Raw genomic sequence first — 25,428 nt, forward strand, 5'->3', positions numbered from 1 at the left:
ATCATGTTTTCAGCAGAGCAGTTATTAATCCCCATCAGCGACAGCCGCCCATCTGGCGAGGACCTGTCCTTCTCGTCCGACCTGGACGCCATCGCTCAAGCGCGCAAGTTCGACGACCCCTCGCTGGACCAGGGCGAATGGGTGACGGAATTGAAGGAAGCGGATTGGGAATTCGTCGTCAAGCGCTGCGCCGCGCTGTTGACGGAGAAAAGCAAGGACCTGCGGCTGGCGGTCTGGCTGACCGAGGCCGCCGCCAAGCAGCATCACCTGCGAGGCCTGGCGGAAGGCTACCGCCTGCTGGCCGGCCTGTGCGAGCAGTATTGGGACATGGGTCTGTATCCGGAGGCGGACGGCGGCGACAACGAACAACGCGTCGGCAATTTAAGCTGGATCCTGGCACGCACCAAAACACTGATCCGCGAGATGCCGCTGACGGAGGGCCGCAACACGGCCTACTCCACCATCGACTTCGAATCCGCCCGCAAGCGCGCCAATGGCGGCGACGACCAATCCGGCTCGCCCAAGCTGGCCGACATGGAAGCGGCCAAGCGCTCCAACTCCGCGCAGTTCTGCGCCGGCTTCACCGCCGACGCGCAGTACTGCATGGACGCCCTGCTGCAATTGGAAAAAGTATCGGACGCGAAGCTGGGCCAGGACAGCCCGGGGTTCTCCGCCGCGCGCGATGCCGTGCAATCGATGCTGCATGCGATGCCGGCGGCAGGCAAGTCCGCCGGCGCCGAGGCGCAGGCCGACGCCCCCTCCGACGAACAGGCATCGCAAGCGTCGAACGGCACGGCGGCTCCGCAACAGCGTGAAGCCGCCTCCGGCCCGATCCGCAATCGCACGCAGGCCATCGCCCAGCTGCGGGCCGTCGCGCGGTTCTTCCGCGAGACAGAGCCACACAGCCCGGTGTCCTACTTCGCCGAAAAGGCCGCCAACGCCGGAGAGCAGGACCTGCACACCTGGCTGCGCTCCGTCATCAAGGACGAAGGCTCGCTCTCCCACATCGAAGAGATGTTGGGAGTGCGACCTCCCAACTAAGCCTTATCCGCCCTTACTCGCCAACCAGCTGCACGGCTTCAACGTTCTTGTAGCCGTGTTGGACGTTGTTGGCGATGGTGATCTTGGCGCCTTTGACTTTGTAGGCGGTCTTGTCGAAGGTGCGCACGAACCAGGTGCGGTTTCCGCGCTTATCCTGCTTTACCTCGCTGATGCCGGACCAGATGGTGTTCCACTTGCCGTCCGTGTCCTGCAGCTCCACCTTGCTCACCGCCTCCACGCCCTCGCCGCCGGGGAAGATCACCCGCAGCTCGGTCGCGTTGACCGGTTTGGCGTAGCCAACCTCCAGCCAGTCGAAGCCCTTGTCCTGGTTGTTGTTGGACCAGCTGCGGTCATCCGATGGGCCGACGACGTTCTTGGCCATATTGACCTCCGACGGCTCCTTGCCGTTGTCGTCGCCGAAGGTCGTACTGGCCTTGGCGGTCGCAGCCCACTGTCCCTTCGGATCGTTCAAGTACTTGTCCTCCATCGTGCCGTAGTCGAGCAAGGCCTGCTTCCTGGCCATCTCCTGCTGCGCCTCGGTCTGCGCGGCGGCCGGTGCCGGAGCCGCCGGCGCGGGCGCCGCCGCAGCCGCCGGGGCCTCGACGGTCGGCCCATCCGCCGGCTTGTCCTTCTTGTGGCACGCGGCCAGGGCCAGCGTGGACAGCAGAATCGCTATGGTGGTTTGTCGCTTCATTGTCATTCTCCTTATTTGACGGTGTATTTGAACTGGCCCTGCTTGTTGGCGCTGACCTTGATCTTGCTGATCGCGGCACCTTCGGCCATCCTGGTCAGCACGGATTCAGCCACTTCCGGCAGCAGCGTGCCATTGAGGATGTTGTCGACATTGCGCGCGCCGGAATCGACTTCCGTGCAACGGGCCAGCACCGCTTCGACCAGCGCCTCGTCATAGCTGAACTCCGCCTTGTGGTTGGCGCTGATGCGCTTCTGGATCCGGCCCAGTTTGAGCTTGATGATCTCCACCAGCACATCGTCGGGAATCGGATAGTACGGAATCACCTTCAGGCGGCCCAGGAAGGCCGGCTTGAACTGCTTCATCAGGTGCGGACGAATCAGCTCTTCCAGCGCCGCCGGATCGGGCAGCTCCTCGCTGCTCTTGTTCAGGCAAGCCTGCATCATCGCGGCCGACGCCACGTTCGACGTCAGGATGATGATGGTGTTCTTGAAGTCGATCTCGCGGCCTTCCGCGTCGTCCATCACACCCTTGTCGAACACCTGGAAGAACAGCTCCATCACGTCCGGATGCGCCTTTTCCACCTCATCCAGCAGCACCACGCTGTAGGGATTGCGGCGCACGGCCTCGGTCAGCACGCCACCCTCGCCATAGCCCACATAGCCCGGCGGCGAGCCTTTCAGGCCCGAGACGCTGTGCGCCTCCTGGTATTCGCTCATATTGATGGTGATGAGTTTTCGTTCGCCGCCGTACAGCACATCGGCCAGCGCCAGCGCGGTCTCGGTCTTGCCGATGCCGGACGGGCCGACGAACAGGAACACGCCTTTCGGTTTGTTCGGATCGTCCAGGTTCGCGCGCGAGGTGCGTACACGCTGCGCCACCGCCTCGATCGCATGCGGCTGGCCCAGCACGCGCTGCTCCAGCATGGCTTTCAGGTTCAGCACCGTCTTGATCTCGTCCTTGACCATTTTGCCCAGCGGGATGCCGGTCCAGCCGGCGACGATCTCCGCCACCACATGGCCGTCCACCTGCACCGGCACCATCGGCGCCTCGCCCTGCAGCGACTTCAACTCCGCCTGCAGCGCCTGCAGATCCTTGCCCTGGCTGGCGTCGCCGCCGGTTTCCAGCGTCGCGCGGCCGGCCTTGATCTGTTCCGTCAGCACCTTCTCCTTCTCCCAGCGCTCCGACAACTCGGCATGCTGCGCGGCGGCCGCCACGCGGGCAGCCTCCAGCTCCGCCAGGCGCGCCACGTGGGCGCTGCCGCCGGAGCTCTGCTCGCGCTGCAGCGACGTCGATTCCGCGGCGATGCGTTCCAGCTTGCGCGCCAGGTTCTCGATCAACGCCGGCGTGGCGTTCTGCCCCAGCGCGACCTTGGCGCAGGCGGTATCGAGCACGCTGATCGCCTTGTCCGGCAGCTGGCGGCCCATGATGTAGCGATGAGACAGGCGCACCGCCTCAGTGATCGCCTCGTCGTACACGCGCACGCCGAAATGCTTCTCCATCAGCGGCGCCATGCCGCGCAACATGGCGCAAGCCAGTTCCTCGCTCGGCTCCTCGACCTTTACGACCTGGAAGCGGCGCGCCAATGCGGCGTCCTTTTCAAAATACTTCTTGTACTCGCCCCAGGTGGTGGCGGCGATGGTGCGCAGCTCGCCGCGCGCCAGCGCGGGCTTCAGCAGGTTGGCCGCGTCGTTTTGGCCGGCCTGGCCGCCGGCGCCGATCATCGTATGCGCCTCGTCGATGAACAGGATGATGGCGTGCGGGCTTTTCTTCACCTCGTCGATGACGTTCTTCAGGCGGTTCTCGAATTCGCCCTTGACGCTGGCGCCGGCTTGCAGCAGGCCCATGTCCAGCGTGTGGATTTCGACGCCCTTCAACACATCCGGCACGTCGTTGAGCGCGATGCGCAGCGCCAGGCCTTCCACCACGGCGGTCTTGCCGACGCCGGCCTCGCCGGTCAGGATGGGATTGTTCTGGCGGCGGCGCATCAGGATATCGATGGCCTGGCGGATTTCCATATCGCGGCCGATCACCGGATCGACCTTGCCGTCGCGGGCACGCTGCGTCAGGTTGGTGGTGAACTGGTCCAGCGCCGGCGTCTTGGAAGCGGCCTTGGCCGACAAGTCGCCCACCGGATCGCCGGCCAGCTCCTCGTGCTCCGCCGCCGGCGCGGCCGCCACCGCCTCGTCCGAACCCACGGTCAGCTTGTCGAGGTTATGCTTGATCTGGTCGATCTCGAACTTGGCGAACAGTTTCGAGCCACGGTAGGCCAACTGCGCCAGCTCCGGTTCCGTCAACAGCGCCTGCAGCAGATGGCCGCTGCGGATCTGCGCCTGCTGGCCCGCCTGCAGGTCCAGCGACGCGATCAGCCACGCGTGTTCGAACAGCTTGGGCAAGCGCTCCGAGAACACCGGCGTGCGGGAATTGCCGGTCTTCAGCCGCGCGATCTCGGCCTGCAAGTCCGCCTCCAGCATGCTCACGCTGATGCCGCTCTGGCGCGCGATGACGACGAAATCGCTCTTGGGCTGCTCCAGCAACGCCAGGAACAGGTGCTCGATATCCACCTCGTACTGGCCCAGCGAGACGCACAGGCTGGCCGCGCGGGTGGCAGCCGTGCGGCTGGTGTCGTTCAGTTTTCCGATCAGTGTTTTCAGGTTGATGCTCATGATGGTTCCCTATTTTTTATACTGTATGAATCTCATAGCGCACGTCGGCGCGGTCCCGCGTCTGGGCGTCGGTGACCAGGAAGCTGTCCCAACCCAGGCGCCCGCCCACGCGATCGTCCTCCAGCCGCGCCCCTTGCACGTCGGCCGCCCGCAGCACCAGCTGCACTTCATATTCCAGCGACAGGCCGGTAAACATGGTCAACATGCTTTTCAGCGCCTTTGCCGCCTTACCGCCGGGCAGGAAGGATTCGTAGCCTTCCAGGTCCAGCGGCCCCACCACCAGCCGCAATCGCAGGTCGCGCTGCCATACGCGCGAACCGGCCATCGCCCCGGCGCCCAGCATCGCGTTGCCCAGGCCGAGCACCGTCTGCTGCTCCACCGGTACGTCGTACCAGCAGCCGATGAACTGCTCGGCCTTGATCGGCTGGTTGAAATACTCCGACAGCACCTTCGCGATCTGCACCGCCGACGCCGGACGCTGGCGCATGGCGGTGGCGAAGTAGCCGATCGACTCATCGAGCACGCCGTCGCCGTCGTCGGCCAGGCGCCGCCGCAGCGACTCGTTGCCCATGCCGGCCAGCGACAGCAGCAGCGGCAGGAAGGTGTCCTTGCCGTCGATCTGGTACTTCAACTCCAGCCGGTACTTGCGCCAGGCCTCGTAGAACAGGGCCAGCGCGCGGTTGGAGAAGGTATCGAGGAAGGCGCGCGGGCCGTCGTCCTTTTCGTACAGCGCGTGCGCCGCGATGCGTTCCGTGTAGTGCGCAGGCAGCGTGCCGCTGCTGCCCAGGAAGCCCATGAAGGCCGGCGTGATGCGGATGTACTTCAGCTGCGCCGATTGCAGCGCCTGCGCCAGCGCGCGGGGATCGGTCGGCACGTCGCGCGGCTCCGGCTGCATCGCTTCCAGCTGGCTGGCCGGGAAGTTCAGCGACGTCGAATTCTGGAAGCGCAGGTAGTTGGCGACCGCACCCTCGCCCGGCGCGCCATGGCGCTTGAGCCACAGCTCCAGCATGCGAACCGCCTGGAAGTATTCGAACCGGTACGGCTGCGCGAACAGCCGCTCGATTACAGCAGGCTCAAATCGCCGCTTCGTGGCGTGCATCGCAACAGCTCCTCTCCGGTTTTATTCGACACGATCACCAGCTGGGTGAAGCTGTTGGCGTGCACGTACAGGCCGAGGAAGCGCTCGATGATGTGGGCGAAGGCATGGATGCCGCTACCCACGAAGGCTTCCTCGTCGATGGTCAGCCGCACCTCGATGCCGCGCACCAGGCAGGCGAACGGATTCCCCGGCAGCCAGGTGTTGGCCGCCTTGTGCGATACCGCCAGGATGCCGCCGATCTGGCGCTGCGACGACGGTGAACGCGGCAGGTCGTACAGCGTCAGCATCTCGCGGAAGGCATCCAGGCCGCCATCGGCCAGCGACAGGTGGTTCAGCGACAGGTGGGAAATCAGCCGCCAGTGCGCGCCGCGCCCGCGCTCGAAGCGGTGCGAGGACGTCGGCTTGCGCAGGAAGCTGATCGCGCGCACGCTGGAGCCGCCCTCCAGGAACAGGTCGCCGCCGCGCTGGCCGTAGCTCAGCGAGGCTGGCAGGTCGCGGTTGGTGCAGCTCAGTTCCAGGCTCAGGGTGTCGGTCTCCACCTCGGCCGGATCGAAATCGATGTCGACGATGGAAATCTGCGTTTCGTAGCCTGGGCTTTTCTCGGCGATGATGTCGTCGCGCCGCATCACCCAGTAATGGCCGTTCTTCTCCGGCGTCTGGCCGTGGCGCAGCGAATAGAACGGGCGGAACTCCAGCACCGATTCGCCCTGTGGCGTTTGCCGCACCAGCTTCACCGAGTCGATCGACTGCACCTCGTACGCGAACGCGCGCCGCGCGTCGGCCAGCACCGGGTAACTGGCGCTGGTGTGCGTCAGCCGGATCGGCTCTCCGCGCTGGTGGAACAGGTTGACCACCGGCGTGCAGCCCAGCAGCACGTTGTTGATGTTGAGCGTGCCGAGCATGCGGGCGGTGTTGGAATCGGTCCGCATGCCCGACAGCGCCAGGTGCAGCGTGACCGACTTGCAGCCGGCCGGCAGCACGCCGGACAACGCGTGCAGGTCGATGTCGAAGAAGTTGAACTTCTCCGGGAAGCAGAAATACTCGGTCAGCAACCGGTAGGCGGCGTGCGAGCGGGCCGAGAAATCGATCAGCGACTCCTCCTCCTCGAAGCCGGCCGGGCTCACTGGGATCTTGTGCAGCGGAATCCAGCGGCCATTGCCGTCGGCTTCCGCATAGGCGCACACGCCGCGCATGAACAGCGCATCGCGCAGCGCGGCGCAGAAGGACGGCTCGCCGTCGATGAACACGCGCAGTTTGGACAGCCCAAGCTGCGGCACCGCCACCTGCGCCGAGGTGCTGGAGATGGTCAGGCTGATGCTGGAGGTGGCGTTGGGCGGCGTGCGCGTCGCCTCCGGCGCGTCGATGATGGCGGCGAAGGCCGCATGCGTCAGCGCCAGCGGCGCGATCGTCACCGGATACGCGGTGCGGAAGGTGCACACGGCGCCGCGCACCGGGCGCGTGGTCAGCTGGGTCCCGCGCGCGATCTCGCTGGCGGTGGTCAGCTGCGCGGCGGCGCCGCTGAAGTCCATGCGCGCGATCGAGCACGATGGGAACGGCCGCAGATAGTGCGGGTACAGCACCTCGAACAGCGCTTCGGTGAATTCCGGGTAATCGTCGTCGAGCCGCTTGGCGATGCGCGAATTGAGCAGCGCAAAAGATTCGATCATGCGTTCGATGTGCGGGTCTTCGCACACCTCGCCGCCGATCAGCAGCCGGCCGGCGATCTTGGGGTAGCGTTCGGAGAATTCGCGCGAATAGCGGCGCAGGAATCCCAGCTCCCTCTCGTAATACGGTAATAATTGGTCCAACTCAGGCTCCCGATTGCGCCACGCGGCGCGCCTTGCTTATGGTGTAGTGCAGGCTGGACGGCTGCAACACAGCGTCGAAATTGACCGGTTCATGGGCCGAACTCACCACCAGCAACGCCGTGATGGCGAAGTTCAGGCGGTTGATCGAATCCGCGCGCAGTTCGAGCGAGGCCTGCACGTTGCGCAGGCGCGGCTCATGGCGCGCGATGGCTTTTTCAAGACATCGGCAAATGTAAGCACGATCATCGGTGCTCGACAGCGACAAGCCGGCAAAGTCGTTCAAGCCGTATGTCACGATCGAGCGCCCGCATTCGGGATACCGCTTCAGCAGCTCCTCCGGGATCACGGTGCGCGTGTTGAGGAGCGCTTCCAGATCGCGCGCGACCGAGTCCTTCAAGTCCTCGATCGACAAGCGCGATACCGTGCCGTTGGAGGCGCCGTTGACTGGCATATCCATCAGCCGGTCGAACAGTCCCGGCGTAAAACCCTTCATCGGTATCCCATTAAACAGTCAGTCGATTACGCGGTCTTGTTGGCCGACAGATCCCAGCCACCCGAGGTGTTACCGCCCGAACCGCCGCCGACTTTCTGTTGGGTGTACTTCCATTTCACTTTCGAATACTTGATCGACACGTCTTCCGTCAGGATGTTGCCTGGCTTGACGGTTGGTGCGACGCTGCTGATCAGCACATTTTCCAGTTCGATTTCGAAGTACTTGATACGCTCGCCATTGCCGTCGGCGCGCAGGAATTCCAGCTTTGCCTTGGGGATGGTTTTACCCGACGAGCAGGTTTGCAGCAGCAGAGGAGTAGCCAGGTCGGCCAGCTTCGAGACAACGATGTCTTTGTGCTCGGTGCGCTCGGCGGTGTGGCCGCCGCCGGTCGATGCAGTAGCCGATTTTGGCTGCAGCACTTCCCATTGTACGGTCGAGACCTCGATCCAATCCTTGTGGGTAGAATCGGCGGATTCGCCTTTAATACCATCGATTTGCAGATATACGTCGATTGCCATGTTGCTTCCTTTCGGTTGTTAAAGTAAAGGTACTACGGTTGCTTAGCTTTTGGTCGATGCAGGCAGCTCCGCGACCAAACGGAGTGAAACGGACAGCTCGTCGAGCTGGAAGTGCGGACGCAGGAACGACACCGCGCGGTACACGCCCGGACGGCCCGGCACTTCGGATACCTGGACGGACGCTTCGCGCAGCGGGAACTGGGCTTTCTGTTCCTGGCTGGCGTTATCGTCCAGCAGCACGTACTGGGTCAGCCAGCGGTTCAGGAAGTCTTCCACGTTCGAGGCGGCGGCGAAGCTGCCGATTTTGTCGCGCATCATCGCCTTCATGTAGTGGGCGATGCGCGAGACGGCGAAGATGTACTGCAGCTGCGCCGACAGCACGGCGTTGGCGTTGGCGGCGTCGCTGTTGTACTTGCGGGCCTTCTGCGCCGATTGCGCGCCGAAGAAGGCGGCGTAGTCGGTGTTCTTGCAGTGGACCAGCGAAATGAAACCGAGGTCGCTCAATTCCTTCTCGCGGCGGTCGGTGATGGCGATCTCGGTCGGGCACTTGAGCGCGACTTCGCCTTCGTCGGTCTTGAAGGTGTGGGTCGGCAGGTCTTCCACCAGGCCGCCGCCCTCCACGCCGCGGATCGCCGCGCACCAGCCGTAGTCCTCGAAGGCCGCGGTCAGCTTGGTGCCGAAGGCGTAGGCCGCGTTACACCACAGGTATTTCTGGTGATCGGTGCCGTCGACATCCTCGACGAAGTTGAAGCCCTCGGTGGTGGCGCCATCGGCCGGGTTGAACGGCAGGCGGCCCAGGAAGCGCGGCAGCGTCAGGCCGACGTAGCGCGAGTCCTCAGATTCGCGGAACGACTTCCACTTCGCGTATTCCACAGTGTCGAACACCTTCGACAGGTCGCGCGGCTTACCCAGGTCGCTGTAGCTCTCCAGGCCGAACAGCTCCGGCGACGCGGCCGAAATGAACGGCGCGTGCGCGGCGGCCGCCACGTGCGACATCTGCTCGATGAAGTACATGTCTTCCGGCTGGCGGGTGATCTCGTAGTCGCCCAGCAGCGCGCCGAACGGCGCACCGCCGAAGGTGCCGAATTCCTCTTCGTAGACCTTCTTGAACATGGTGCTCTGATCGAATTCCAGCGCGGACTGGAAGTCCTTGACCAATTCCTTCTTGGTCGCATTGAGCATCTTGATCTTCAGATTCTGGCCGGTGGCGGAATTGCGCACCAGGTAGTGCAGGCCGGTCCAGCTGCTTTCCAGCTTCTGGAATTCCGGCGCGTGCATCACGGCCGACAGCTGCGCCGAAATCATGCGGTCCAGTTCAGCGACGCGGGCGTCGATGGTCGCGGCCAGGTTGTTGGAGACGACCACGGTGCCGTCCATGACCTGGTTCACCAGTTCGGAAATCAGGTCCTTGGCGCGCGCATGCTCGGCGCTGGATTTGGCGACCTTGCTCTGTTCGACGATCTGGTCGAGCAAAGCGAATTCGGTGGTGGCGGCGGCCGCGCCGCCTGGAGTCAGTTGAGCGGACATGATCAAGCCTTCGTGGTTTGCTGGCCCAGTTCGGCCAATTTCTCGGTGCTGTTCAAGACGTCGTTCAAGATGTCTTCCAGCTTGTCGTTGCCGGCCAGTTTGTTGCGCAGGTCGGCCAGCTTGGTGCGCGCTTCGAGCAGCTTGCGCAGCGGTTCGACCTGCTGCACCACGGCTTCCGGACGGAAGTCTTCCATCGACTTGAATTTCAGGTCGACGGCGAACTGGCCGCCCTCGTCGCTCAGCTCATTCGACACGCGGTAGGCCGCGCGCGGCTCCACGCCCTTGAGCACTTCATCGAAGTTGTCGCGGTCGATGCCGACGAAGCTGCGGTCCTTCAAGCGTTTTTGCTCGACTTCCGAATTGCCGCCGAAGTCGCCCACCACGCCCATCACAAAGGGCAGTTCCTTGTTTTCGATGGCGTCGCCGATTTCAACGTCGTAGGTCATCTGGACCCGTGGCGGACGGATTTTCTGCAGTTTTTTCTGGACACTGGTATTTTTAGACATGGGATTCCCCTATCGTTTAGGTTAATTACTTCAACGCGTTGAACGGATCGGCGCTTGAATCTTCAGCGGCCTTGGCCTTGCCCTTTTTGCCCTTGGCGGCGGTGGTATTGCGCGGCGGGCTCACAGCCTGCGGGGCCTGCGGCGGCACCAGCACGGTCTCGCCCAGGCTTTCGCGCAGCAGCTTGGCCAGGTCCTGCGATTCGGTGCGCAGCGATCCGGACAAATTATTTTGGCGGCTCAGGTCCGACAGCGCGCGCGTCGACAGGCGCAGGCCGCTGATGGCGATGATGCTGTTGGCCAGGCGGTCGTTCGGATCGCGCACCAGCACTTCCTGCGCGCTGACGATGGCCTCGCCGTACTGGCCGGCCTCATAACGGGTCTGCGCGATATTGGTCCACGGCGTCTTGTCGGTCGGGTATGCCTCGGCGGCCGCCTTCCACAACGTGACTGCCTGCTCCTTCTGGCCGGCGCCACTGGCCTGGCTGGCTTTGGCCAGCATGTCTTCCATGCTAGGCAGTGCGGGCTTCTGGACCACAGGGGCGGTCATACAAGCGCTGAGCGATGCGGCGCAGACAGCGGCGCCAATGAAACGGCCGATGCGGCCAAGGGAGATTACGGTCTTCATGCTGTCCTCAAACTAAATATCAAAAAAGAATGCCTAACCACTAATTATTTCCAACAGGCCGCACGTTATCAGAAATTTATTGTTGACGGCGTTCAATTGAATTTTTGGTTGAAATGCGGAACTTTTTAGTGCCGTAGAAGTCTGGTTGCCTATTTTTTAAGCTGCGCACGATAGAAATCAAACGAACGCGGCTGTTGGTCAAGAAATGTTATTGTTCTGCTACTTAACAAATGGCATCAATGCGCCACACACTCAAGGACGCACGCATGAGCAGCAAAATTTTATGGGGCGAAGGCTTATTCCTGCGCCCGCAGCACTTCCAGCAGCAGGACCAGTACCACGAGCAGCGCCTGCATCACAGCCTGCAGGCGCTACACCCGTATGCGTGGGGCGTGAACCAGATCCAGATCGACCGTGACGCATTGACCAACAACACTCTGCGCGTGCTGGAGCTGTCGCTGCGCTTCCAGGACGGGGAGTTGTACAGCGCCCCCGGCGAGGACGAGCTGCCGGACACCGTGGACCTGAGCCAGCTGGCGCAGTCGCAGCAGAGCGTGACCTTCTACGCCGCCCTGCCCGCGTTCAAACCGTTCGGCGGCAATTTCGCCGACGGCGCCAACGGCGGCAACGCCGTGCGCTTCCTGCAATCGAACCGCGAAACGCCGGACCTGTACACGCAGGCCGCGTCGGCGCAGCTGAGCTACCTGAAGAAGACCGTGCGGCTGGTGTCGGAATTCGAGCCGCGCGACTCCTACACCCACTTCCCGCTGCTGCGCCTGCGCCGCGCGACCACCGGCGGCTTCGAACTGGACGCGTCGTTCGTCGCGCCCAGCCTGTCGATCCGCAGCTCGCCGCAGCTGTTCCTGCAGCTGCGGCGCCTGATCGACGCGCTGCAGGCCAAGGTCAGCGCGCTGTACGGCCACCACCGCGAGCCGAGCAAACACGTGATCGAATTCCGCTCCGGCGACATGTCGTCCTTCTGGCTGCTGCACACGGCCAGTTCGGCGTTCGCCTCGCTGTCGCACTACTTCCATCATCCGGCGCTGCATCCGGAACGCCTGTACGAACAGCTGCTGCAGCTGGCCGGCGCCCTGATGACCTTCTCGAAAAGCTGGACCCTGGCCGACCTGCCGCCCTACCAGCACGCCGACCCCGGCCCCGGCTTCGCCACGCTGCACCAGATCATCCGCGAGCTGCTCGACACGGTGATCTCGTCGAAGTACTTCGCCATCGCGCTCAAGGAAGTCAAGCCCTCCTACCACCACGGCATGCTGGACTCGCAGAAGATCGACGACAAGACCACCTTCTACATCGCCGTCTCGGCCGACCTGCCGGCCAGCGAGATGGTGGACATCGTGCCGCTGCGCTTCAAGATCGGCGCGCCGGACGACGTCGAAAAATTCGTGCTGTCGGCGATGCCGGGCGTGCGTCTGACGCACGCGCCGCAGGTGCCGGCCGCCGTGCCGGTGCGTCCGGACGCCTGCTACTTCGCGCTCGAGGCCAAGGGCCAGATGTACGAGCGCATGCTGCAAGCCCAATCCATTTCCATATACGTCCCCGGCGGCATGCATGACCTGAAGCTGGACCTGGTGGCCGTCACTTCCTGAACCGAGGATCAAAAATGAATACCGTTACCGCACCTTCCCTGATCGGCGCCGGCGCTCCGCCCAGCGCGGCCAGCGCGCCGCAAACCCTGCTCGACCTGATGTACGACGGCTTCTACGCGCTGTTCATGCTCAAGAACGGCAATGGCCCGCAGGACGACGGCGAGTTCGCCCGCAAGATGTCGGCCTTCCTGGACGACTTCGGCCGCGGCGCCAAGAAGCAGAACGCCTCGCCGGACGACGTGGACAACGCCAAATACGCCTTCTGCGCGGCGGTCGACGAGATCATCCTGCGCTCCAGCTTCAGCATCCGCGACGCGTGGGAGCGCCGCCCGCTGCAGCTGGTGCTGTTCGGCGAGCAGCTGGCCGGCGAGAATTTCTACAACCGCCTGGAGAACCTGCGCGCGCGCGGCAGCGCGCACCTGCAGGCGCTGGAGGTGTTCCATATGTGCTTGCTGCTGGGCTTCCAGGGCAAGTACATCCTCGAAGGCTCGGAAAAGCTGAACTACCTCACCTCGCGCCTGGGCGACGAAATCGCCCACATGAAGGGCAAGCGCGGCGGCTTCGCGCCGCACGCCGAGCGCCCCGACCAGATCAAGCACAAGCTGCGCAGCGACCTGCCGTTGTGGGTGTTGTGCTCCGTGTTCGGCCTGATCTGCGTGCTCGGCTACATCGGCCTGCGCACCTCGCTCAACCACAACGCCGAGAACCGCATGAACGCGTATAACGACGTCGTCAAAATGGCACCGCGTGCCGCCAACCTGACAATCACCCTGCCCTGATGAATCTGCCGTCGCAAATCACCTCGGCGCTCGGCCTGTTCGGCACGGGCCTGAGCCAACACGCCCGCCTGATTACACTGGCCAGCGCGCAGGCATCGGACCTTCCCGAATCGCTGATGGCGGAACGCTTCAGCGGCCGCGAAGGCGTCAACGAACTGTATGCGTTCGAAGTCGACGCATTGAGCCCATCGACCGACCTGGATCTGACGATCTTCATCGGCGAGGAAATGACCGTCACGCTGCTTCAGCCGGACGGCGGCCGCCGCGCATGGCACGGCATCTGCACGGAAGCCGCGTGGCTGGGCGCAGACGGCGGCGTGGCGCGCTACCGCCTGATCCTGGAACCGGCGTTGGCCATGCTGCGGCTGCGGCGCGACAGCTACATCTTCCAGGACAAGAACGCGCGGGACATCGTCACCGAGCTGCTGGGCGACTATCCGCAGCTGCGCTTCGAATTCGACGTCACGCAGACGCTGGAGCCGCGCGCCATCTGCACGCAGTACCGCGAAAGCGACCTGGAATTCTTCACCCGCCTGCTGGCCTCCGAAGGCCTGAGCTGGCGTTTTGAGCACGACCAGGCCGACGATGAAAGCAAGGACGGCCAGGCCAGGCACAAGCTGGTGATCTTCGACAGCAAGGCACGCGCGCCGGACACGCCGGGCGACGCCGAAATCCGCTTCCACGGCGTGCGCGCCACCGACAGCGACGACGCCATCGACCACTTCACCGCCCGCCGCCGGGTGCGGGCCAATGCCATCAGCATCAGCAGCTGGGACCCGGCGCAGTTGCTGGCGCCATCGGCCGAGCAGGCGTCCAGCCTCGATGCGGGCGAACTGCCGGTGCTGGCCGTCTACGACGGCAGCGGCGAACGCATCGCCAGCGGCGCCAATAACGGCGCCGCCGCCGATCCGCACAGCCAGTTGATGCTGCAGGCGCTGGAACTGGAAAACAAACTATTCGAAGGCGCGGGCGCGGTGCGCCGGCTGGCTGCGGGCCACGGCTTCCAACTCACGCAGCACGATCGCTACGCCGACGGCGACAACCGCTTCCTGGTGCTGTGGGTGCGGCACGAGGCGCGCAACAACTTCCAGGCGCGGATCAAGACGGCGGCGGCACTGAGCGGCGGCGGCATCGAGAACGGCACCTATCGCAACAGCTTTGGCTGCGTGCGCGACAGCGTGGCCGTGGTGCCGCGCGCCACCGCCGCGCCGAACGCCAGCACCGCGCTGGGGCCACAGACGGCGCTGATCGTCGGCCTGGCCAACGCGGTCGCCACCACCGACCGCGATCACCAGGTCAAAATCCAGTTCGCCTGGCAACGCGGGCAAGGCGCCAACGCCGGCGGCATGGGCCACAACACCGACACCAAGGGCAACGCGCCCGGCGACGAAACCTCAGGCACCTGGGTGCGGGTGGCGGAAGCGCTGGCCGGCCCGAACTGGGGGTCGCAATTCACGCCGCGCATCGGCACCGAAGTGCTGGTCGACTTCATCGAAGGCGACATGGACCGGCCGCTGGTGGTGGCGCAGCTGTACACCGGCGCCGACCTGCCGCCGTTTTCGGCCGGCGTGGATTCGGCGGCCAATCACGCGGGCACGCTGTCCGGCATCCACAGCCACAACTTCGACGGCGGCGGCTACAACCAGTGGCAGCTGGACGACACGCCGGGCCAGCTGCGCACGCGCCTCGCCACCAGCAGCGCAGCCACGCAGCTGAACCTGGGCTACCTGATCCAGCAGGATCCTTCCTCCGCGCAGCGCGGCAGCTATCGCGGCAGCGGCTTCGAACTGCGCACCGACGCCTGGGCCGCCGTGCGCGGTGCACAAGGCGTGCTGCTGACCACCAGCGCGCGCGCCGCGCAAGGCAGCGGCGTCGCGTCCACGCAGATGGATGCGGACGAAGCGCTCGGCGCATTGAAATCGTCGAAGGAACTGGCGCAGCGGCTCAGTGAGACGGCCAAGCAGCAGCAGGCCTTGTCCAGCAAGCCCGCCGCCGACGCGCACCAGGATTTCATCTCGCAGCTCGATCCCAAGAACAAGGGCAAGCATGCCGGCGCGGTCAACGGCCAGCAGGCCGTCAAGGCCAAGGACGGTGCGCGCGATCTGGACGCATCCAGGCCGGTGGAGAAATTTGGTGCCCCGCTGGTGCTGATGGACGCGCCGGCCAGCATCAACTGGGCCACGCCGGCATCGACCGTGCTGTTCGCCGGCCAGCAGCTGCACTGGGTCACGCAGGGCGATGTGCACATGACGGCCGGGTACACGATATCGTCGGTGGCGGCCAACGCAGCGAGCTACTTTACGCACGCAGGCGGCATCCAGGCGATCGCCGGCAACGGCCCGGTATCGCTACAGGCGCACACCGACCAGCTGGAAATCCTGGCCGATAAGTCGATCACCGTCATCTCGGTCAACGACAGCATAGAGATCAAGGCCAATCAGAAGATCGTGCTGCAGGCCGGCCAGTCGTCGATTACGCTGGAAGGCGGCGACATCACCTTCGCCTGCCCGGGCAACTTCACCGTCAAGGGCGGGAAGCATGTGTTTGAAGGGGGCGCCAGCGCCGCGGCCGCCATGCCGGCGTTGCCGGACTCGCGGCTGAAATTATTTGACCAAGGATTTATCGTGAAAGACGAGACCACGGGCCTGCCGCTTCCCAACCAGCGCTATCGCATCAAGCTCGCCGATGGCACCTACGAGGAAGGTGTGACCGATGAAACCGGCCATACCCACATAGTCGCGACGACTTCGCAACAGCCGCTGTCGTTAGAAATTGCACAGGGCTGAACGATGACGACGTGGAAGACAATCGCATCCAGTACAACCACCCCGAAGGAGGTCAAGACACGCGCACCGGCCACCGTGACGGCCTCCCCCTGCACCGCCGCCAAGGTCACGGTTGAGACCGTTGCAATGCTACCGCCCGACCGCACGCGCACCACCGTGGGTGTCGGTGAAAAAGTCAAACTGACCTACAGCCTCGGCAGCGCCACTTGGACCGCCTCAAAAGGAACGTTGACTTCCGCCACCGGTCAGACGGTCACTTTCGAGGCGCCTGACCAGGCGGCGACCGTCACCATCAAGGCCACCGGCGGCGGCTGCACCTGCACCCTGACGTTTACCGTCATCGAACCGACTGGCGTGCACATGGAACGCAAACCCGGAAGCGGCATACAGCACACCAATGGCATTCCATCGGTGGGCATCAAGACTGTCATCTTCCTTGAACCGGATACGGTGTCGTTCCAGTTCATCCAGATTTCGGAGGACGATTGCCCGGGCGTGGTGACAGGTTACTTCGCCGGCACGCCCTTGGATGGCATTCGACATGGCTCGCACGGTGCGGGCACGTGGGTGCCGGTCGGGCCTACGATTGCCGGCAAGGGTTCGAGAGTGGTCGGCAACGATACCGCGCAATCCGGGCATTGCAATTTCGGCACTCCGTATTCGAACGGCACATTCGACTGGGCGATCCCCTGGAAATTCCGGGTCGGCGGCGGCGCTGATAAAGTCTTTGCAACCGTCCATCAACGCTTTACCATAGATGCCGCCGGGGATATGACCGTCAGCAAGGCCGGCGCTTCAGGCGCAGCCGGGCTCACAGATCCCTCGTCCACCTACTAAGAAGGCAAGCATCATGCGCTATGCTGTACTGATCACAGTGCTCCTGGGCTTGGCCGGCCATCCGGCCGCCCATGGGAGCGCGGCGCTTAAGGCACCACATAAACATACACCGGCGGAGAAAAAAATGTCGCAGCAGTTCGACCAAGCCATGCAGCAATTGGCAGCATTTAAAAAAACCCACGATGTCTCGTCGCTATCGACGGCCATCTCGTTGGCGGACGCCATGCCAAGCATCGTGTTATCGGCTCCGCCAGCCAAGGACAAGCTGGCGCTGTGGTTCGCCATCTTTGACGCGATGGATGCGGAGATCGCACCTGACTTCAATCCGGACGACCTCCCGGAACTCACCGTGGCGCCACCGCTGGAAGCCGGACTGCCCGCAGGCGTCGCCCCGGCGAGCATCAAGGATCCTGCGGTGCGCAAAAAGTACGAAGACACATTGGCGGCGAACGGCCTGAAGAACCAACGATTCAGTTACCAGTACGCGCTGCTGCAAGAAAACCTGCGCGCCGAATCCGACGTTGAAAAGTTCATCACCACCGACGTGGCGCGCGATCCGGCACAACTGGAAATTTTACGAAGCAGGCTGGCGCTTGCGAAGCTGCAGCCGCAACGGATCGCCAAACTGCAAGCGCTGCTAGAGCATGCTGCGAAATAGGCCCGTTGTCCCGTTTACATCGGCCTTGATGATCGGCCTTACGGCTGGCGCACTACTTTTGCAAGGCTGCTCGATGGAAGACCACGCACCCAGCGTATCGGACAACCTGTCCGCACTGCGTGAAGTGATCAATGTTCAAATTCCCGCGACCTCGGCCCGCTGGGAGGTCTTTGGCACGCCGGAATACAAAGGAGGCGTGCCCGGCCCTACCGATTTCACCACCCTGATCGCCGAGTTGCAACCTGCCGACGGTGCCTGGTTCGCATCGCAGAAGGAAAGCGCCGGCACCTCCTTCATCGCTCCGGAAGCCGCGCGCTCGTGGTTGAGCGAGCCGTTCCGCCACTTGCTGGCGGATCATAAGAATACGACGGCGGATCTGTCCGCCCTGCGTGACTGCCGCCCCTACGCCACGACATTGAAAAAGTCCGGCAGCCCGGTGCAGGGGTTCGTGTGTGATGGCGACCGCCGCTTGCTGCTGTATCTCACCTTGTCCTCGCCGCAGTGAACGATTGCGCGAGAACGAACAACGCTGCGGGTGCTTTCTTACTCTCCGCCTTACTTTGCATGGCTTCCGCCGGCGCAGTGGAAGGCAACTGTGCCGCCGACGTGCCGGCCATGAGTAGTCGCAAGCTGATGGATCTGTACAAGGATTCCGAGCTGGACGACATTCCGTCGCGCGTACCGCTGACCGCCGAGCAGCAGGAATACGTCGGCTGTCTGTTCAACTCCATGCTGGATGTGATTGAACAAAAGCGAAGCTTGGGAGAAAACGATTCAGCCTTCGGACAAGGAAAATTCTTCTGGCCTAAGGAGCCGTCGAAGCCAATCAAATCGTCGCTATCCTACGAAGTCGACAATTTCAAATTCCGTTCCATCTCCATTGGCTTTACTCGTAAAGACCCCGCTTCCGCGTGGAGCATGGCTGGGCTCCGCATTCATCCCAGGAATTTCCCGTATGGCGTTTTTGAAATGCGACTTCCGAAGTCCTTCTTCGGCCGTCTTGTTTTTGAATCGAGCCACGCGGAGGAACGAAAAAACGAATCACTGGAAATCGTCAATGTCTTCTGGTACAAAAAAGAGACGAATGGCCGTACGATCAACTTGGGGTTCGAAGCCGATCCGCGCGTTTCGGACCTCAAAGATGGCTATCCGCGAAGTTTTCACAGTGTAGCGATCTACCTGGGCCCCAATCTCGAACCCTTCACCAAGGAATTGGCGACCGGGACCACAGACGTCCGCGAGAGCATCGTCCGCCAGCTGGAAAAGCTCGGCCTGGCAATGGATGCACCCGCCCCGGACAAGTTTGCGGTCATCCGCGACCATTCCATTATTCGCGCCCTAGCGGTCGGCGGATTTGCCAAGGACGATGCGGCGGCAGACCGGGCCGCGCAAATTCTGCTGGACCGCTGCACGCCTTCCGACCTCGCGGCGTTTGCCCCAATCTATACAGCTTCGCTTCGACAATTGAAAGGGGACTATCTGCGCATCGCCGCCAAGGCGAAAACGGTGGAGGCCCGACGATTTGTGGAGAAGATGGCATTGCAAGCCCAATGGCGGGCCCAACCGGAACGGCGCCACGCAATCAGGCTCGCCCAAGCGGCGCTGGGGAATATCCGGATTGAAAATGAGTTCATCGATGCCGCCGTTCAAGCCGAGCGCTCCGCTCCACCCGCACCACGCAACCGCTTCTACAACGTCGGCATGGCAAGAGACGGCACGGAATTGGCGGAGCGGCTGCAGTCACTGGGCTGGATTGGCACGCGGAGCTCCCTCCTTGCGGCGTGCGGCTATCTTCGTTCGCCATTGAAAAGCTACGTCCGCGACATCAGCGAGAGATCGGTGCGGTACGCCGCTTTGGACGCCCTGCTCTACAACTACCCTGACGAGCGATTATTGCACGGTCCCAAAGACCACGCCGGCTGGATCGCCGCGGAGCAGTTCTGCACCCGGAACCTCGACGCGGTGTTCGACGGTCCGACGCCCGACCTTCCGCCAGATCTACCCTATCCCACCAGGATGCTAACGCCCCCAAGCCGAAAATGAAAACACTCCTCGCATATTGCACACTCGCCCTCACGCTGGCATGGGCGCCGGCCGCCCATGCCGATGTCGCCTCCAGCCAGCAAGGCCTGCACCAATGGCCCGCGCTCAAAGGCAAGCTGGTGATGGTAGCCGGCACCGTCAGCGATGTGCTGCGCTACAAACGCAGCATGACCTTCTACTTCGAAAGCAAGCCAGGCGCGGACTGGGTCCACGTCCCCATCATTAAATCGCGGGACGATCAGGAAGAGACCTGGTACAACGTCTCCCACGGCGAAACCACCATGGTCGACGGCTTCGTGGCCGCGCGCGGCGGCGACGTGTATCTGATCGAAGCCGCCGTCAGCGAATCGCCCGCCGGCATCAAGGCCAGCTGGTACAAGCTGACCACCGACGATCCCGCCTACCCCGACGGCCCGTTCTACCTGCTCAAACCAGTAGGCCAGAAGTTCTACGCCAGGAGCAAAGACCTGACCGTCGAATCGGTCCTGAAAAAAGAAGCCGCCGTTAAACCAGAAAGCCGCATAAAACCATGAAACCAACTATCGCCGCCGTGGCACTGCTCGCCGCTTTTTCCATGAACGCCGTCCAGGCGGACCCTGACCGGCAGGCGCCGACCAACGCCTGCTCAACGAAAAACAAGTCCGCCCTGCGCGCACAATTGCTCAAGGTTCCCGCAGCCGACGACGCCTGGCACCTGGCCGAGCTGCTGATGTGTGGCGCCAAGACGCCGGTCAACGTCGCCTATCTCCGCCGCCACATGCCACCCAAAATCAAGGACAACACCTTCGACACCGACGGCAAGGAGCAGGTTTCCATCATCAAGGTGGACGCCGCGCTGATCGACTCACTGCTCACCAACGAGGCAAGCGTCGAAGCCGAACTGGACATATCCGACGACGAGATCAACCTGCAATATCAACCCAACGAAGCCTGCATCAACCGCCGCACGCTGCGCTATGGCAAGGGGACCTGGCGCCTGGCCGCCATCGGCGACGCCTGCGATTGATGCACCACATGGCCGATGCGGGCCGATCATCTAGTCTTGAACGGCTGGACCGATCCACCCACCGGAGCATACGCCATGTCACGCTTGATTCCCCTTCTACTGCTGACGCTGGCCGCTGCCAGCACCCAGGCCGCCCCGCGCTACAACGTTGTCGACCTCGGCGGCAGCGACAGCAGCGCCTACGCCATCAACAGCCTCGGCCTGGTGGCCGGCGCTGAATACAGCCCGTCCGGCGTGCCGCAGGCGGCGCTGTTCCACGACGGCATCATCACCCGCCTGGGCACGCTGGGCGGCGCCAGCAGCACGGCCACCGGTATCAATGCCTATGGGCAGCTGGTCGGCGGCGCCACCGATGCGGACGGGCTCCGGCGCGCCTTCCTCTATGCCAACGGCGCCATGCGCGACCTCGGCACGCTGGGCGGCGCCGAAGCCGAGGCCAGGCGCATCAACAACGCCGGCCAGATCGTCGGCAGCGCCGCCAACGCGGACAACCTGTGGCACGCCTTCCTGTATTCGGGCGGCGGCATGCGCGACCTCGGCACGCTCGGCGGCGAAATCAGCAACGCGTTCGACATCAACGTCCACGGCCAGGTGGCCGGCAACGCGGCCATCAGCGACGCCATCGCCTTCCACGCCGTCCACGCCTTCCTGTACGAAGGCGCGGCGCTGCGGGACCTGGGCACCTTCGGCGGCACCAACAGCGCCGCCTGGAGCCTGAACGACGCCGGCCACGCGGTCGGCTACGCGGCCGTCGCCGACGACGCGGCCGACCATGCCTTCCTGTACGCCAACGGCGCCATGCACGACCTCGGCACGCTGGGCGGCACTTACAGCTTCGCCGCCGGCATCAACAACGCGGACCAGGTGGTGGGCGTCTCCAACATCGAGGGCGATGGCGGCAGCAGCGGCTTTCTCTACAGCGGCGGCGTGATGCTGGACCTGAACAAGCTGATCGATCCGGCCACCGGCTGGCGCATCAACGACGCCCACGACATCAACGACCATCAGCAGATCGCCGCCACCGGCTGCAGGGCCGGCGTCTGCCGCGCGCTGCGGCTGGACCTGGCCGCGGCGGTGCCCGAACCCGCCACGTGGCTGACGCTGTCGGCGGGGCTGGGCCTGCTGGGCCTGGCCGCCCGCAACAGCCGGCGTGCCGCAAGCGAGGGCGATATCGCCGCCGGCGTATAGCGGCTATCGGCGCGGCAAGGCCACAGCCGCGCCGCACTCACGTAGGATGCGCTCTCAACCTGGAGACTCCTATGGACAACGCACGCTTCAACGCCGAACAACTGGCGGTGCTGGAACCGATACAAAACTACTTCCAGGGCCACGCCCGGGACGACGCCGACTTCATGCGCAAGGCCTTCCTGCCGAGCGCCCACATCGAATCGATGCGCGAAGGCGTGTTCACGTCGTGGCCGCTGGAGGTGTATTGCGAACGCTTCAAGCGCACGCCGGCCGCCGACGAGGCGCAGCGCCGCCGCACAACCGACTGGATCGAAGTCCACGGCAACGCCGCCTGCGCCCGCGTCACGCTGCGGCACGGCGCGATGACCTTCGTCGACTATTTCGTCTTGCTCAAAACCGGAGAAGGCTGGAAGATCGCCAACAAGGCCTTCCACGGCCAGGCCGCCTGACGTCCTTCAACTGACGGCCGGGCCGGGCATCGGCATCGGCCACGCGATCTCGAACATCGCGCCGCCGGCGTCGCCGCGCCGGTACGAGGCCACGCCGCCGTGCGCCTCGGCGATGGCGCGCACCACGGCCAGGCCCAGCCCGCTGCCGCCCACGGCGCCGGCGCGCGCATGCTCGCCCCGGTGGAAGGCCAGGAACAGCTTGCCCTCCAGCTCCTCATCGATGCCGGGGCCGGCGTCCTCCACCTGCAGCAGGTACTGCGCGCCCAGCACCCGCGTGCGGATGTGGATGACGCCGGGATCGGCGTAGCGTCCCGCGTTGTCGAGCAAGGCCAGCAGGATCTGCCGCATGCGCGCGCCGTCGCAGCAGATGCGCCCTTCCGCCAGGTCCAGCGTCAGCTGGTAGCCGGCCGCCTCCATCTGCGGCGCCAGAAGGTGCGCCACGTCGCGGATGGCGCCGGCCAGGTCGCAGTCGGCCAGCTCCAGCTTCAGGTGGCCGCTGTCGAACATGCTCAACATGCGCAAGTCGTCGATCAGGCGCGACAGACCCTCCACCTGGTGCAGCAGGCCGCGGAACTGTTTTTCATCCGGCTCGAACACGCCCTCCGCCAGGCCCTGCAGGCGGCCGCGCAGGATCGTCACCGGCGTGCGCAGCTCGTGGGCGATGGCGGCGTTCCACGTCACCATCTCGCGCTCCATGCGCTGCAGCCGTTCGGCCATCGCGTTGAAGTCGTCGACCAGCAAGGCGGTCTCGCCCAGCGAACGGTCGCCGGCCACGGCGCGCGCGGCAAGGTCGCCGTGCGCGACGCGGCGCACGCTGTCGGCCACCGAGTTCAGCGGCGCCAGGATGCGCCGCGCCAGCCGCGCCGAGGCCCACACCGCGAACACCAGCGCGACCATCGTCACCGACGCCATCCAGATCCATTCGGTGCTGGTGGGGATCATGTCGGTGGGGCCGGACAGCAGGTCCGGCCGGTACTCGATCACCAGCGCGTAGAACACGTAGGAGCCCAGCAGCACGACCAGCGTCATGCCCAGCGACACGGCCAGCATGGCCAGCGTGATCTGCCGGTTCAGGCCGGGACCGCGCATCATTCCGCGTCCTCCAGCCGGTAGCCGACGCCGCGCAGGCTGGTCAGCACGCCGGTCAGGCCGCTGTCCTCCAGCTTCTTGCGCAGCTTGCTGACGTGGCTGTCCACCGTGCGTTCCAGCGCGTTACCCTCCGGCAGGCAGGCCGCCAGCAACTCGCTGCGCGTGAACACCCGCTTGGGCGCGCGCGCCATGTGGGTCAGCAGGCGGAACTCGGTCAGCGTCAGGTTCAGCGGCGCGCGCTGGCCGTCCACCTCGGCGCTGGCCTGGTAGGTCTCCAGGTCGATCTCCAGCTGGCCGCAGCGCAGCACGCCTGCGGCCGGACCGATGCTGCGGGCGGCGGCGCGGCGCAGCACGGCGCCCACGCGCGCGGCCACCTCGGCCGGGTTGAAGGGCTTGACCACGTAATCGTCGGCGCCGATGCGCAGGCCCATCAGCTTGTCGATGTCCTGGTCGTGCGCGGTCAGCATGATCACCGGCGTATCGCCGCGCAGGCGCAGTTCGGCCAGCACCTTCCAGCCGTCCACGCGCGGCATCTGCACATCGAGCAGCACCAGGTCCGGCTTCAGCGACAGGTGCAGGTCGAGCGCGATGCGGCCGTCCGCCGCGTGCACGGTGCGCAGGCCGTCGCGGGCCAGGTAGGCTTGCAGGATTTGGGCGATTTCGGATTCGTCTTCGGCGATGAGCACCAGCGGGGTTCCGGCAGAACTAGACATGAATGAATTGAAAATAAGTAACGATCTCCATCATATCTCCATATTTCCTCAATAGATAGGCCACGTTGGGTGGTTAAAGTCGCAAGTCCTGCATTCCCTCACGGAGGGAAAACACTTTGGACGACCAGCTATGCACATCAAGCAATTCAACCTCAAGGCCCTGCCGGCGCTGCTGTCCGGGCTCACCTTTCTGACCCTGGCCGCCTGCCACCAGGCGCCGCCCGACGAAACGCCGCCGCCGGCCAAGGTGTCGGCCCTGACGGTCGACGCCGGCCCGGTGGAGCTGGCCGAAGACCTGCCCGGCCGCGTCGCCGCCTTCCGCACGGCGGAGATCAGGCCGCAGGTGGGCGGCATCATCCAGCGCCGCCTGTTCGAGCAAGGCGCCGAAGTGAAGGCCGGCGCGCCGCTGTTCCAGATCCACACCGCGCCCTTCCAGGCCGAGGCCGACACCGCCGCCGCCGCGCTGCAACGCGCCGAGGCCGCACTGGTGCGCGCCAAGATCCAGGCCGAACGCATCCGCCCGCTGGTGCTGGCCGACGCCGTCAGCCAGCAAACCTACGACGACGCCGTCTCCCAGCGCGACCAGGCCCAGGCCGAAGTGGCGCAGGCCAAGGCCACGCTGGCGCGCCGCCGGCTCGACCTCGGCTATGCGACCGTGACGGCGCCGATCTCCGGCCGCATCGGCGAGGAACTGGTGACCGAGGGCGCGCTGGTGGCGCAGACCGACTCCACGCCGATGGCGCGGGTGCAGCAGATCGACCAGGTGTATGTGGACGTGCGCCAGCCGGCCTCGATGCTGCGCACGCTGCGCGGCGACGCAGCCCATCCGCCCAAGGCCAGCATCCTCGACGGCGGCGGCAAGGACTACGGCCTGGAGGCGCGCATCCTGTTCTCCGGCATCAACGTCGACGCCGGCACCGGCGACATGGTGCTGCGCATCCTGGTCGCCAACCCGGACCGCCAGCTGCTGCCCGGCATGTTCGTGCGCGCCCGCATCGCCCGCATGGCAGACGCCGACGGCATCCTGGTACCGCAGCAAGCCGTGCTGCACGCCGGCGCCACCCGCGTCTGGGTGCTGGACCCCGGCAACAAGGCCACGCTGCGCGAGGTCAAGCTGGGCGGGCTGGTCGGCCACAACTACCTTGTCACCAAAGGCTTGAAGGCCGGCGAGCGCATCGCCGTCGAGGGACTGGACCGCATCCAGCCCGACGCCAAACTGGACATCACGCCATGGAAGCGCGACACCGCCACCGCCATGGCCGGCGCGCCGGCGCACCGCTAACACTGCAAGGACTACGT

Annotated in this window: 24 protein-coding genes; 13 read left to right on the plus strand and 11 right to left on the minus strand. The window is 64.6% G+C overall.

The annotated features are described in order from the left end of the window. Positions 1–3: 3 nt before the first annotated feature. Positions 4–1,041: a type VI secretion system protein TssA gene (tssA, locus tag HUX88_RS14760; RefSeq protein WP_176362265.1), complete on the plus strand. Its 1,038-nt coding sequence runs from the start codon at positions 4–6 to the stop codon at positions 1,039–1,041. A 13-nt stretch (positions 1,042–1,054) separates the two neighbouring features. Here tssA and HUX88_RS14765 read toward each other — a convergent pair whose 3' ends face one another. Genes HUX88_RS14765 through HUX88_RS14805 form a run of 9 tightly spaced genes read right to left on the minus strand, consistent with a single transcriptional unit; the run spans position 1,055 to position 10,848 of the window. Next, positions 1,055–1,735: a hypothetical protein gene (locus HUX88_RS14765; RefSeq protein ID WP_229219359.1), complete on the minus strand. Its 681-nt coding sequence runs from the start codon at positions 1,733–1,735 to the stop codon at positions 1,055–1,057. 11 nt (positions 1,736–1,746) lie between these two features. Then, positions 1,747–4,398 carry a type VI secretion system ATPase TssH gene (gene tssH, locus HUX88_RS14770; RefSeq protein ID WP_176362267.1) on the minus strand — a complete coding sequence of 884 codons (2,652 nt, stop codon included), beginning with the start codon at positions 4,396–4,398 and terminating at the stop codon, positions 1,747–1,749. A gap of 16 nt (positions 4,399–4,414) precedes the next feature. Further along, entirely contained in the window at positions 4,415–5,497 is a 1,083-nt protein-coding gene (gene tssG / locus HUX88_RS14775; RefSeq protein WP_176362268.1) for a type VI secretion system baseplate subunit TssG, read from the minus strand. Then, entirely contained in the window at positions 5,461–7,305 is a 1,845-nt protein-coding gene (tssF, locus tag HUX88_RS14780; RefSeq protein WP_117010938.1) for a type VI secretion system baseplate subunit TssF, read from the minus strand. Before tssF ends, tssG begins: the two co-directional genes overlap by 37 nt. 1 nt (position 7,306) lies before the next feature. Next, a complete protein-coding gene (gene tssE / locus HUX88_RS14785; RefSeq protein ID WP_161096732.1) occupies positions 7,307–7,798 on the minus strand; it encodes a type VI secretion system baseplate subunit TssE in 492 nt (163 codons plus the stop codon). Positions 7,799–7,824: 26 nt separating this feature from the next. Then, the gene (locus HUX88_RS14790; protein ID WP_117010942.1) at positions 7,825–8,316 is read right to left on the minus strand and encodes a type VI secretion system tube protein Hcp; all 492 of its coding nucleotides are present in this window, start codon (positions 8,314–8,316) and stop codon (positions 7,825–7,827) included. Between the two features lie 42 nt (positions 8,317–8,358). Next, a complete protein-coding gene (tssC, locus tag HUX88_RS14795; protein ID WP_176362269.1) occupies positions 8,359–9,843 on the minus strand; it encodes a type VI secretion system contractile sheath large subunit in 1,485 nt (494 codons plus the stop codon). 2 nt (positions 9,844–9,845) lie between these two features. Next, positions 9,846–10,349, minus strand: a complete 504-nt coding sequence (gene tssB / locus HUX88_RS14800; protein ID WP_117010944.1) for a type VI secretion system contractile sheath small subunit — start codon at positions 10,347–10,349, stop codon at positions 9,846–9,848. A 25-nt stretch (positions 10,350–10,374) separates the two neighbouring features. Further along, complete coding sequence (locus tag HUX88_RS14805; RefSeq protein WP_229219360.1) at positions 10,375–10,848, minus strand: M48 family metallopeptidase; 474 nt, start codon at positions 10,846–10,848, stop codon at positions 10,375–10,377. Between the two features lie 392 nt (positions 10,849–11,240). Between HUX88_RS14805 and tssK the strand changes: the two genes are divergently transcribed. The 11 genes from tssK to HUX88_RS14860 all read left to right on the plus strand — a co-directional run bounded on the left by tssK (position 11,241) and on the right by HUX88_RS14860 (position 22,327). After that, positions 11,241–12,581 carry a type VI secretion system baseplate subunit TssK gene (gene tssK, locus HUX88_RS14810; RefSeq protein ID WP_117010948.1) on the plus strand — a complete coding sequence of 447 codons (1,341 nt, stop codon included), beginning with the start codon at positions 11,241–11,243 and terminating at the stop codon, positions 12,579–12,581. Positions 12,582–12,595: 14 nt separating this feature from the next. After that, positions 12,596–13,360, plus strand: coding sequence for a type IVB secretion system protein IcmH/DotU (icmH, locus tag HUX88_RS14815; RefSeq protein WP_176362270.1), 765 nt, complete (start codon positions 12,596–12,598; stop codon positions 13,358–13,360). Then, positions 13,360–16,146 (plus strand): type VI secretion system Vgr family protein, encoded by a 2,787-nt coding sequence (locus tag HUX88_RS14820; RefSeq protein ID WP_176362271.1) that lies wholly within the window; start codon positions 13,360–13,362, stop codon positions 16,144–16,146. The genes icmH and HUX88_RS14820 overlap by 1 nt, the downstream gene beginning before the upstream one ends. Positions 16,147–16,149: 3 nt before the next feature. Further along, the gene (locus HUX88_RS14825; RefSeq protein ID WP_176362272.1) at positions 16,150–16,983 is read left to right on the plus strand and encodes a hypothetical protein; all 834 of its coding nucleotides are present in this window, start codon (positions 16,150–16,152) and stop codon (positions 16,981–16,983) included. 13 nt (positions 16,984–16,996) lie between these two features. Continuing rightward, positions 16,997–17,641, plus strand: a complete 645-nt coding sequence (locus HUX88_RS14830) for a hypothetical protein (protein ID WP_176362273.1) — start codon at positions 16,997–16,999, stop codon at positions 17,639–17,641. Between the two features lie 73 nt (positions 17,642–17,714). After that, positions 17,715–18,146 (plus strand): hypothetical protein, encoded by a 432-nt coding sequence (locus HUX88_RS14835; RefSeq protein ID WP_117010965.1) that lies wholly within the window; start codon positions 17,715–17,717, stop codon positions 18,144–18,146. Positions 18,147–18,205: 59 nt separating this feature from the next. Next, positions 18,206–19,684, plus strand: coding sequence for a hypothetical protein (locus tag HUX88_RS14840; protein WP_176362274.1), 1,479 nt, complete (start codon positions 18,206–18,208; stop codon positions 19,682–19,684). Continuing rightward, the gene (locus HUX88_RS14845) at positions 19,681–20,217 is read left to right on the plus strand and encodes a hypothetical protein (protein WP_176362275.1); all 537 of its coding nucleotides are present in this window, start codon (positions 19,681–19,683) and stop codon (positions 20,215–20,217) included. Before HUX88_RS14840 ends, HUX88_RS14845 begins: the two co-directional genes overlap by 4 nt. Next, on the plus strand, positions 20,214–20,690 hold the full coding sequence (locus HUX88_RS14850) for a hypothetical protein (protein WP_176362276.1): 477 nt from the start codon (positions 20,214–20,216) through the stop codon (positions 20,688–20,690). Before HUX88_RS14845 ends, HUX88_RS14850 begins: the two co-directional genes overlap by 4 nt. 75 nt (positions 20,691–20,765) lie before the next feature. After that, complete coding sequence (locus tag HUX88_RS14855) at positions 20,766–21,878, plus strand: PEP-CTERM sorting domain-containing protein (protein WP_176362277.1); 1,113 nt, start codon at positions 20,766–20,768, stop codon at positions 21,876–21,878. A gap of 71 nt (positions 21,879–21,949) precedes the next feature. Beyond that, on the plus strand, positions 21,950–22,327 hold the full coding sequence (locus HUX88_RS14860; protein ID WP_176362278.1) for a nuclear transport factor 2 family protein: 378 nt from the start codon (positions 21,950–21,952) through the stop codon (positions 22,325–22,327). 6 nt (positions 22,328–22,333) lie between these two features. Here the strand turns inward: HUX88_RS14860 and HUX88_RS14865 are convergent, their stop codons facing one another. Then, entirely contained in the window at positions 22,334–23,416 is a 1,083-nt protein-coding gene (locus tag HUX88_RS14865; protein ID WP_176362350.1) for an ATP-binding protein, read from the minus strand. Continuing rightward, positions 23,416–24,129, minus strand: coding sequence for a response regulator (locus HUX88_RS14870; RefSeq protein WP_117010988.1), 714 nt, complete (start codon positions 24,127–24,129; stop codon positions 23,416–23,418). The genes HUX88_RS14865 and HUX88_RS14870 overlap by 1 nt, the downstream gene beginning before the upstream one ends. Positions 24,130–24,259: 130 nt before the next feature. On the opposite strand from HUX88_RS14870, the gene HUX88_RS14875 reads away from it, so the two are divergent. Further along, a complete protein-coding gene (locus tag HUX88_RS14875) occupies positions 24,260–25,411 on the plus strand; it encodes an efflux RND transporter periplasmic adaptor subunit (RefSeq protein WP_176362279.1) in 1,152 nt (383 codons plus the stop codon). Positions 25,412–25,428: the final 17 nt, after the last annotated feature.

Source organism: Duganella sp. BJB1802, from assembly GCF_013369445.1.
Lineage (GTDB): Bacteria > Pseudomonadota > Gammaproteobacteria > Burkholderiales > Burkholderiaceae_D > Rugamonas > Rugamonas vulcania_A.

Bases quoted from the DNA above. Each gene is read 5' to 3' on its own strand.
- HUX88_RS14805 (WP_229219360.1), bottom strand. From the start codon at position 10,848: ATGCTGGCCAAAGCCAGCCAGGCCAGTGGCGCCGGCCAGAAGGAGCAG.
- tssA (WP_176362265.1), top strand. From the start codon at position 4: ATGTTTTCAGCAGAGCAGTTATTAATCCCCATCAGCGACAGCCGCCCA.
- HUX88_RS14820 (WP_176362271.1), top strand. From the start codon at position 13,360: ATGAATCTGCCGTCGCAAATCACCTCGGCGCTCGGCCTGTTCGGCACG.
- HUX88_RS14855 (WP_176362277.1), top strand. From the start codon at position 20,766: ATGTCACGCTTGATTCCCCTTCTACTGCTGACGCTGGCCGCTGCCAGC.
- HUX88_RS14790 (WP_117010942.1), bottom strand. From the start codon at position 8,316: ATGGCAATCGACGTATATCTGCAAATCGATGGTATTAAAGGCGAATCC.
- HUX88_RS14840 (WP_176362274.1), top strand. From the start codon at position 18,206: ATGGCTTCCGCCGGCGCAGTGGAAGGCAACTGTGCCGCCGACGTGCCG.
- HUX88_RS14835 (WP_117010965.1), top strand. From the start codon at position 17,715: ATGGAAGACCACGCACCCAGCGTATCGGACAACCTGTCCGCACTGCGT.
- tssK (WP_117010948.1), top strand. From the start codon at position 11,241: ATGAGCAGCAAAATTTTATGGGGCGAAGGCTTATTCCTGCGCCCGCAG.
- HUX88_RS14830 (WP_176362273.1), top strand. From the start codon at position 16,997: ATGCGCTATGCTGTACTGATCACAGTGCTCCTGGGCTTGGCCGGCCAT.
- HUX88_RS14845 (WP_176362275.1), top strand. From the start codon at position 19,681: ATGAAAACACTCCTCGCATATTGCACACTCGCCCTCACGCTGGCATGG.
- tssC (WP_176362269.1), bottom strand. From the start codon at position 9,843: ATGTCCGCTCAACTGACTCCAGGCGGCGCGGCCGCCGCCACCACCGAA.
- tssE (WP_161096732.1), bottom strand. From the start codon at position 7,798: ATGAAGGGTTTTACGCCGGGACTGTTCGACCGGCTGATGGATATGCCA.
- HUX88_RS14875 (WP_176362279.1), top strand. From the start codon at position 24,260: ATGCACATCAAGCAATTCAACCTCAAGGCCCTGCCGGCGCTGCTGTCC.
- tssH (WP_176362267.1), bottom strand. From the start codon at position 4,398: ATGAGCATCAACCTGAAAACACTGATCGGAAAACTGAACGACACCAGC.
- tssG (WP_176362268.1), bottom strand. From the start codon at position 5,497: ATGCACGCCACGAAGCGGCGATTTGAGCCTGCTGTAATCGAGCGGCTG.
- icmH (WP_176362270.1), top strand. From the start codon at position 12,596: ATGAATACCGTTACCGCACCTTCCCTGATCGGCGCCGGCGCTCCGCCC.
- HUX88_RS14870 (WP_117010988.1), bottom strand. From the start codon at position 24,129: ATGTCTAGTTCTGCCGGAACCCCGCTGGTGCTCATCGCCGAAGACGAA.
- tssB (WP_117010944.1), bottom strand. From the start codon at position 10,349: ATGTCTAAAAATACCAGTGTCCAGAAAAAACTGCAGAAAATCCGTCCG.
- HUX88_RS14765 (WP_229219359.1), bottom strand. From the start codon at position 1,735: ATGAAGCGACAAACCACCATAGCGATTCTGCTGTCCACGCTGGCCCTG.
- HUX88_RS14865 (WP_176362350.1), bottom strand. From the start codon at position 23,416: ATGCGCGGTCCCGGCCTGAACCGGCAGATCACGCTGGCCATGCTGGCC.
- HUX88_RS14860 (WP_176362278.1), top strand. From the start codon at position 21,950: ATGGACAACGCACGCTTCAACGCCGAACAACTGGCGGTGCTGGAACCG.
- HUX88_RS14825 (WP_176362272.1), top strand. From the start codon at position 16,150: ATGACGACGTGGAAGACAATCGCATCCAGTACAACCACCCCGAAGGAG.
- HUX88_RS14850 (WP_176362276.1), top strand. From the start codon at position 20,214: ATGAAACCAACTATCGCCGCCGTGGCACTGCTCGCCGCTTTTTCCATG.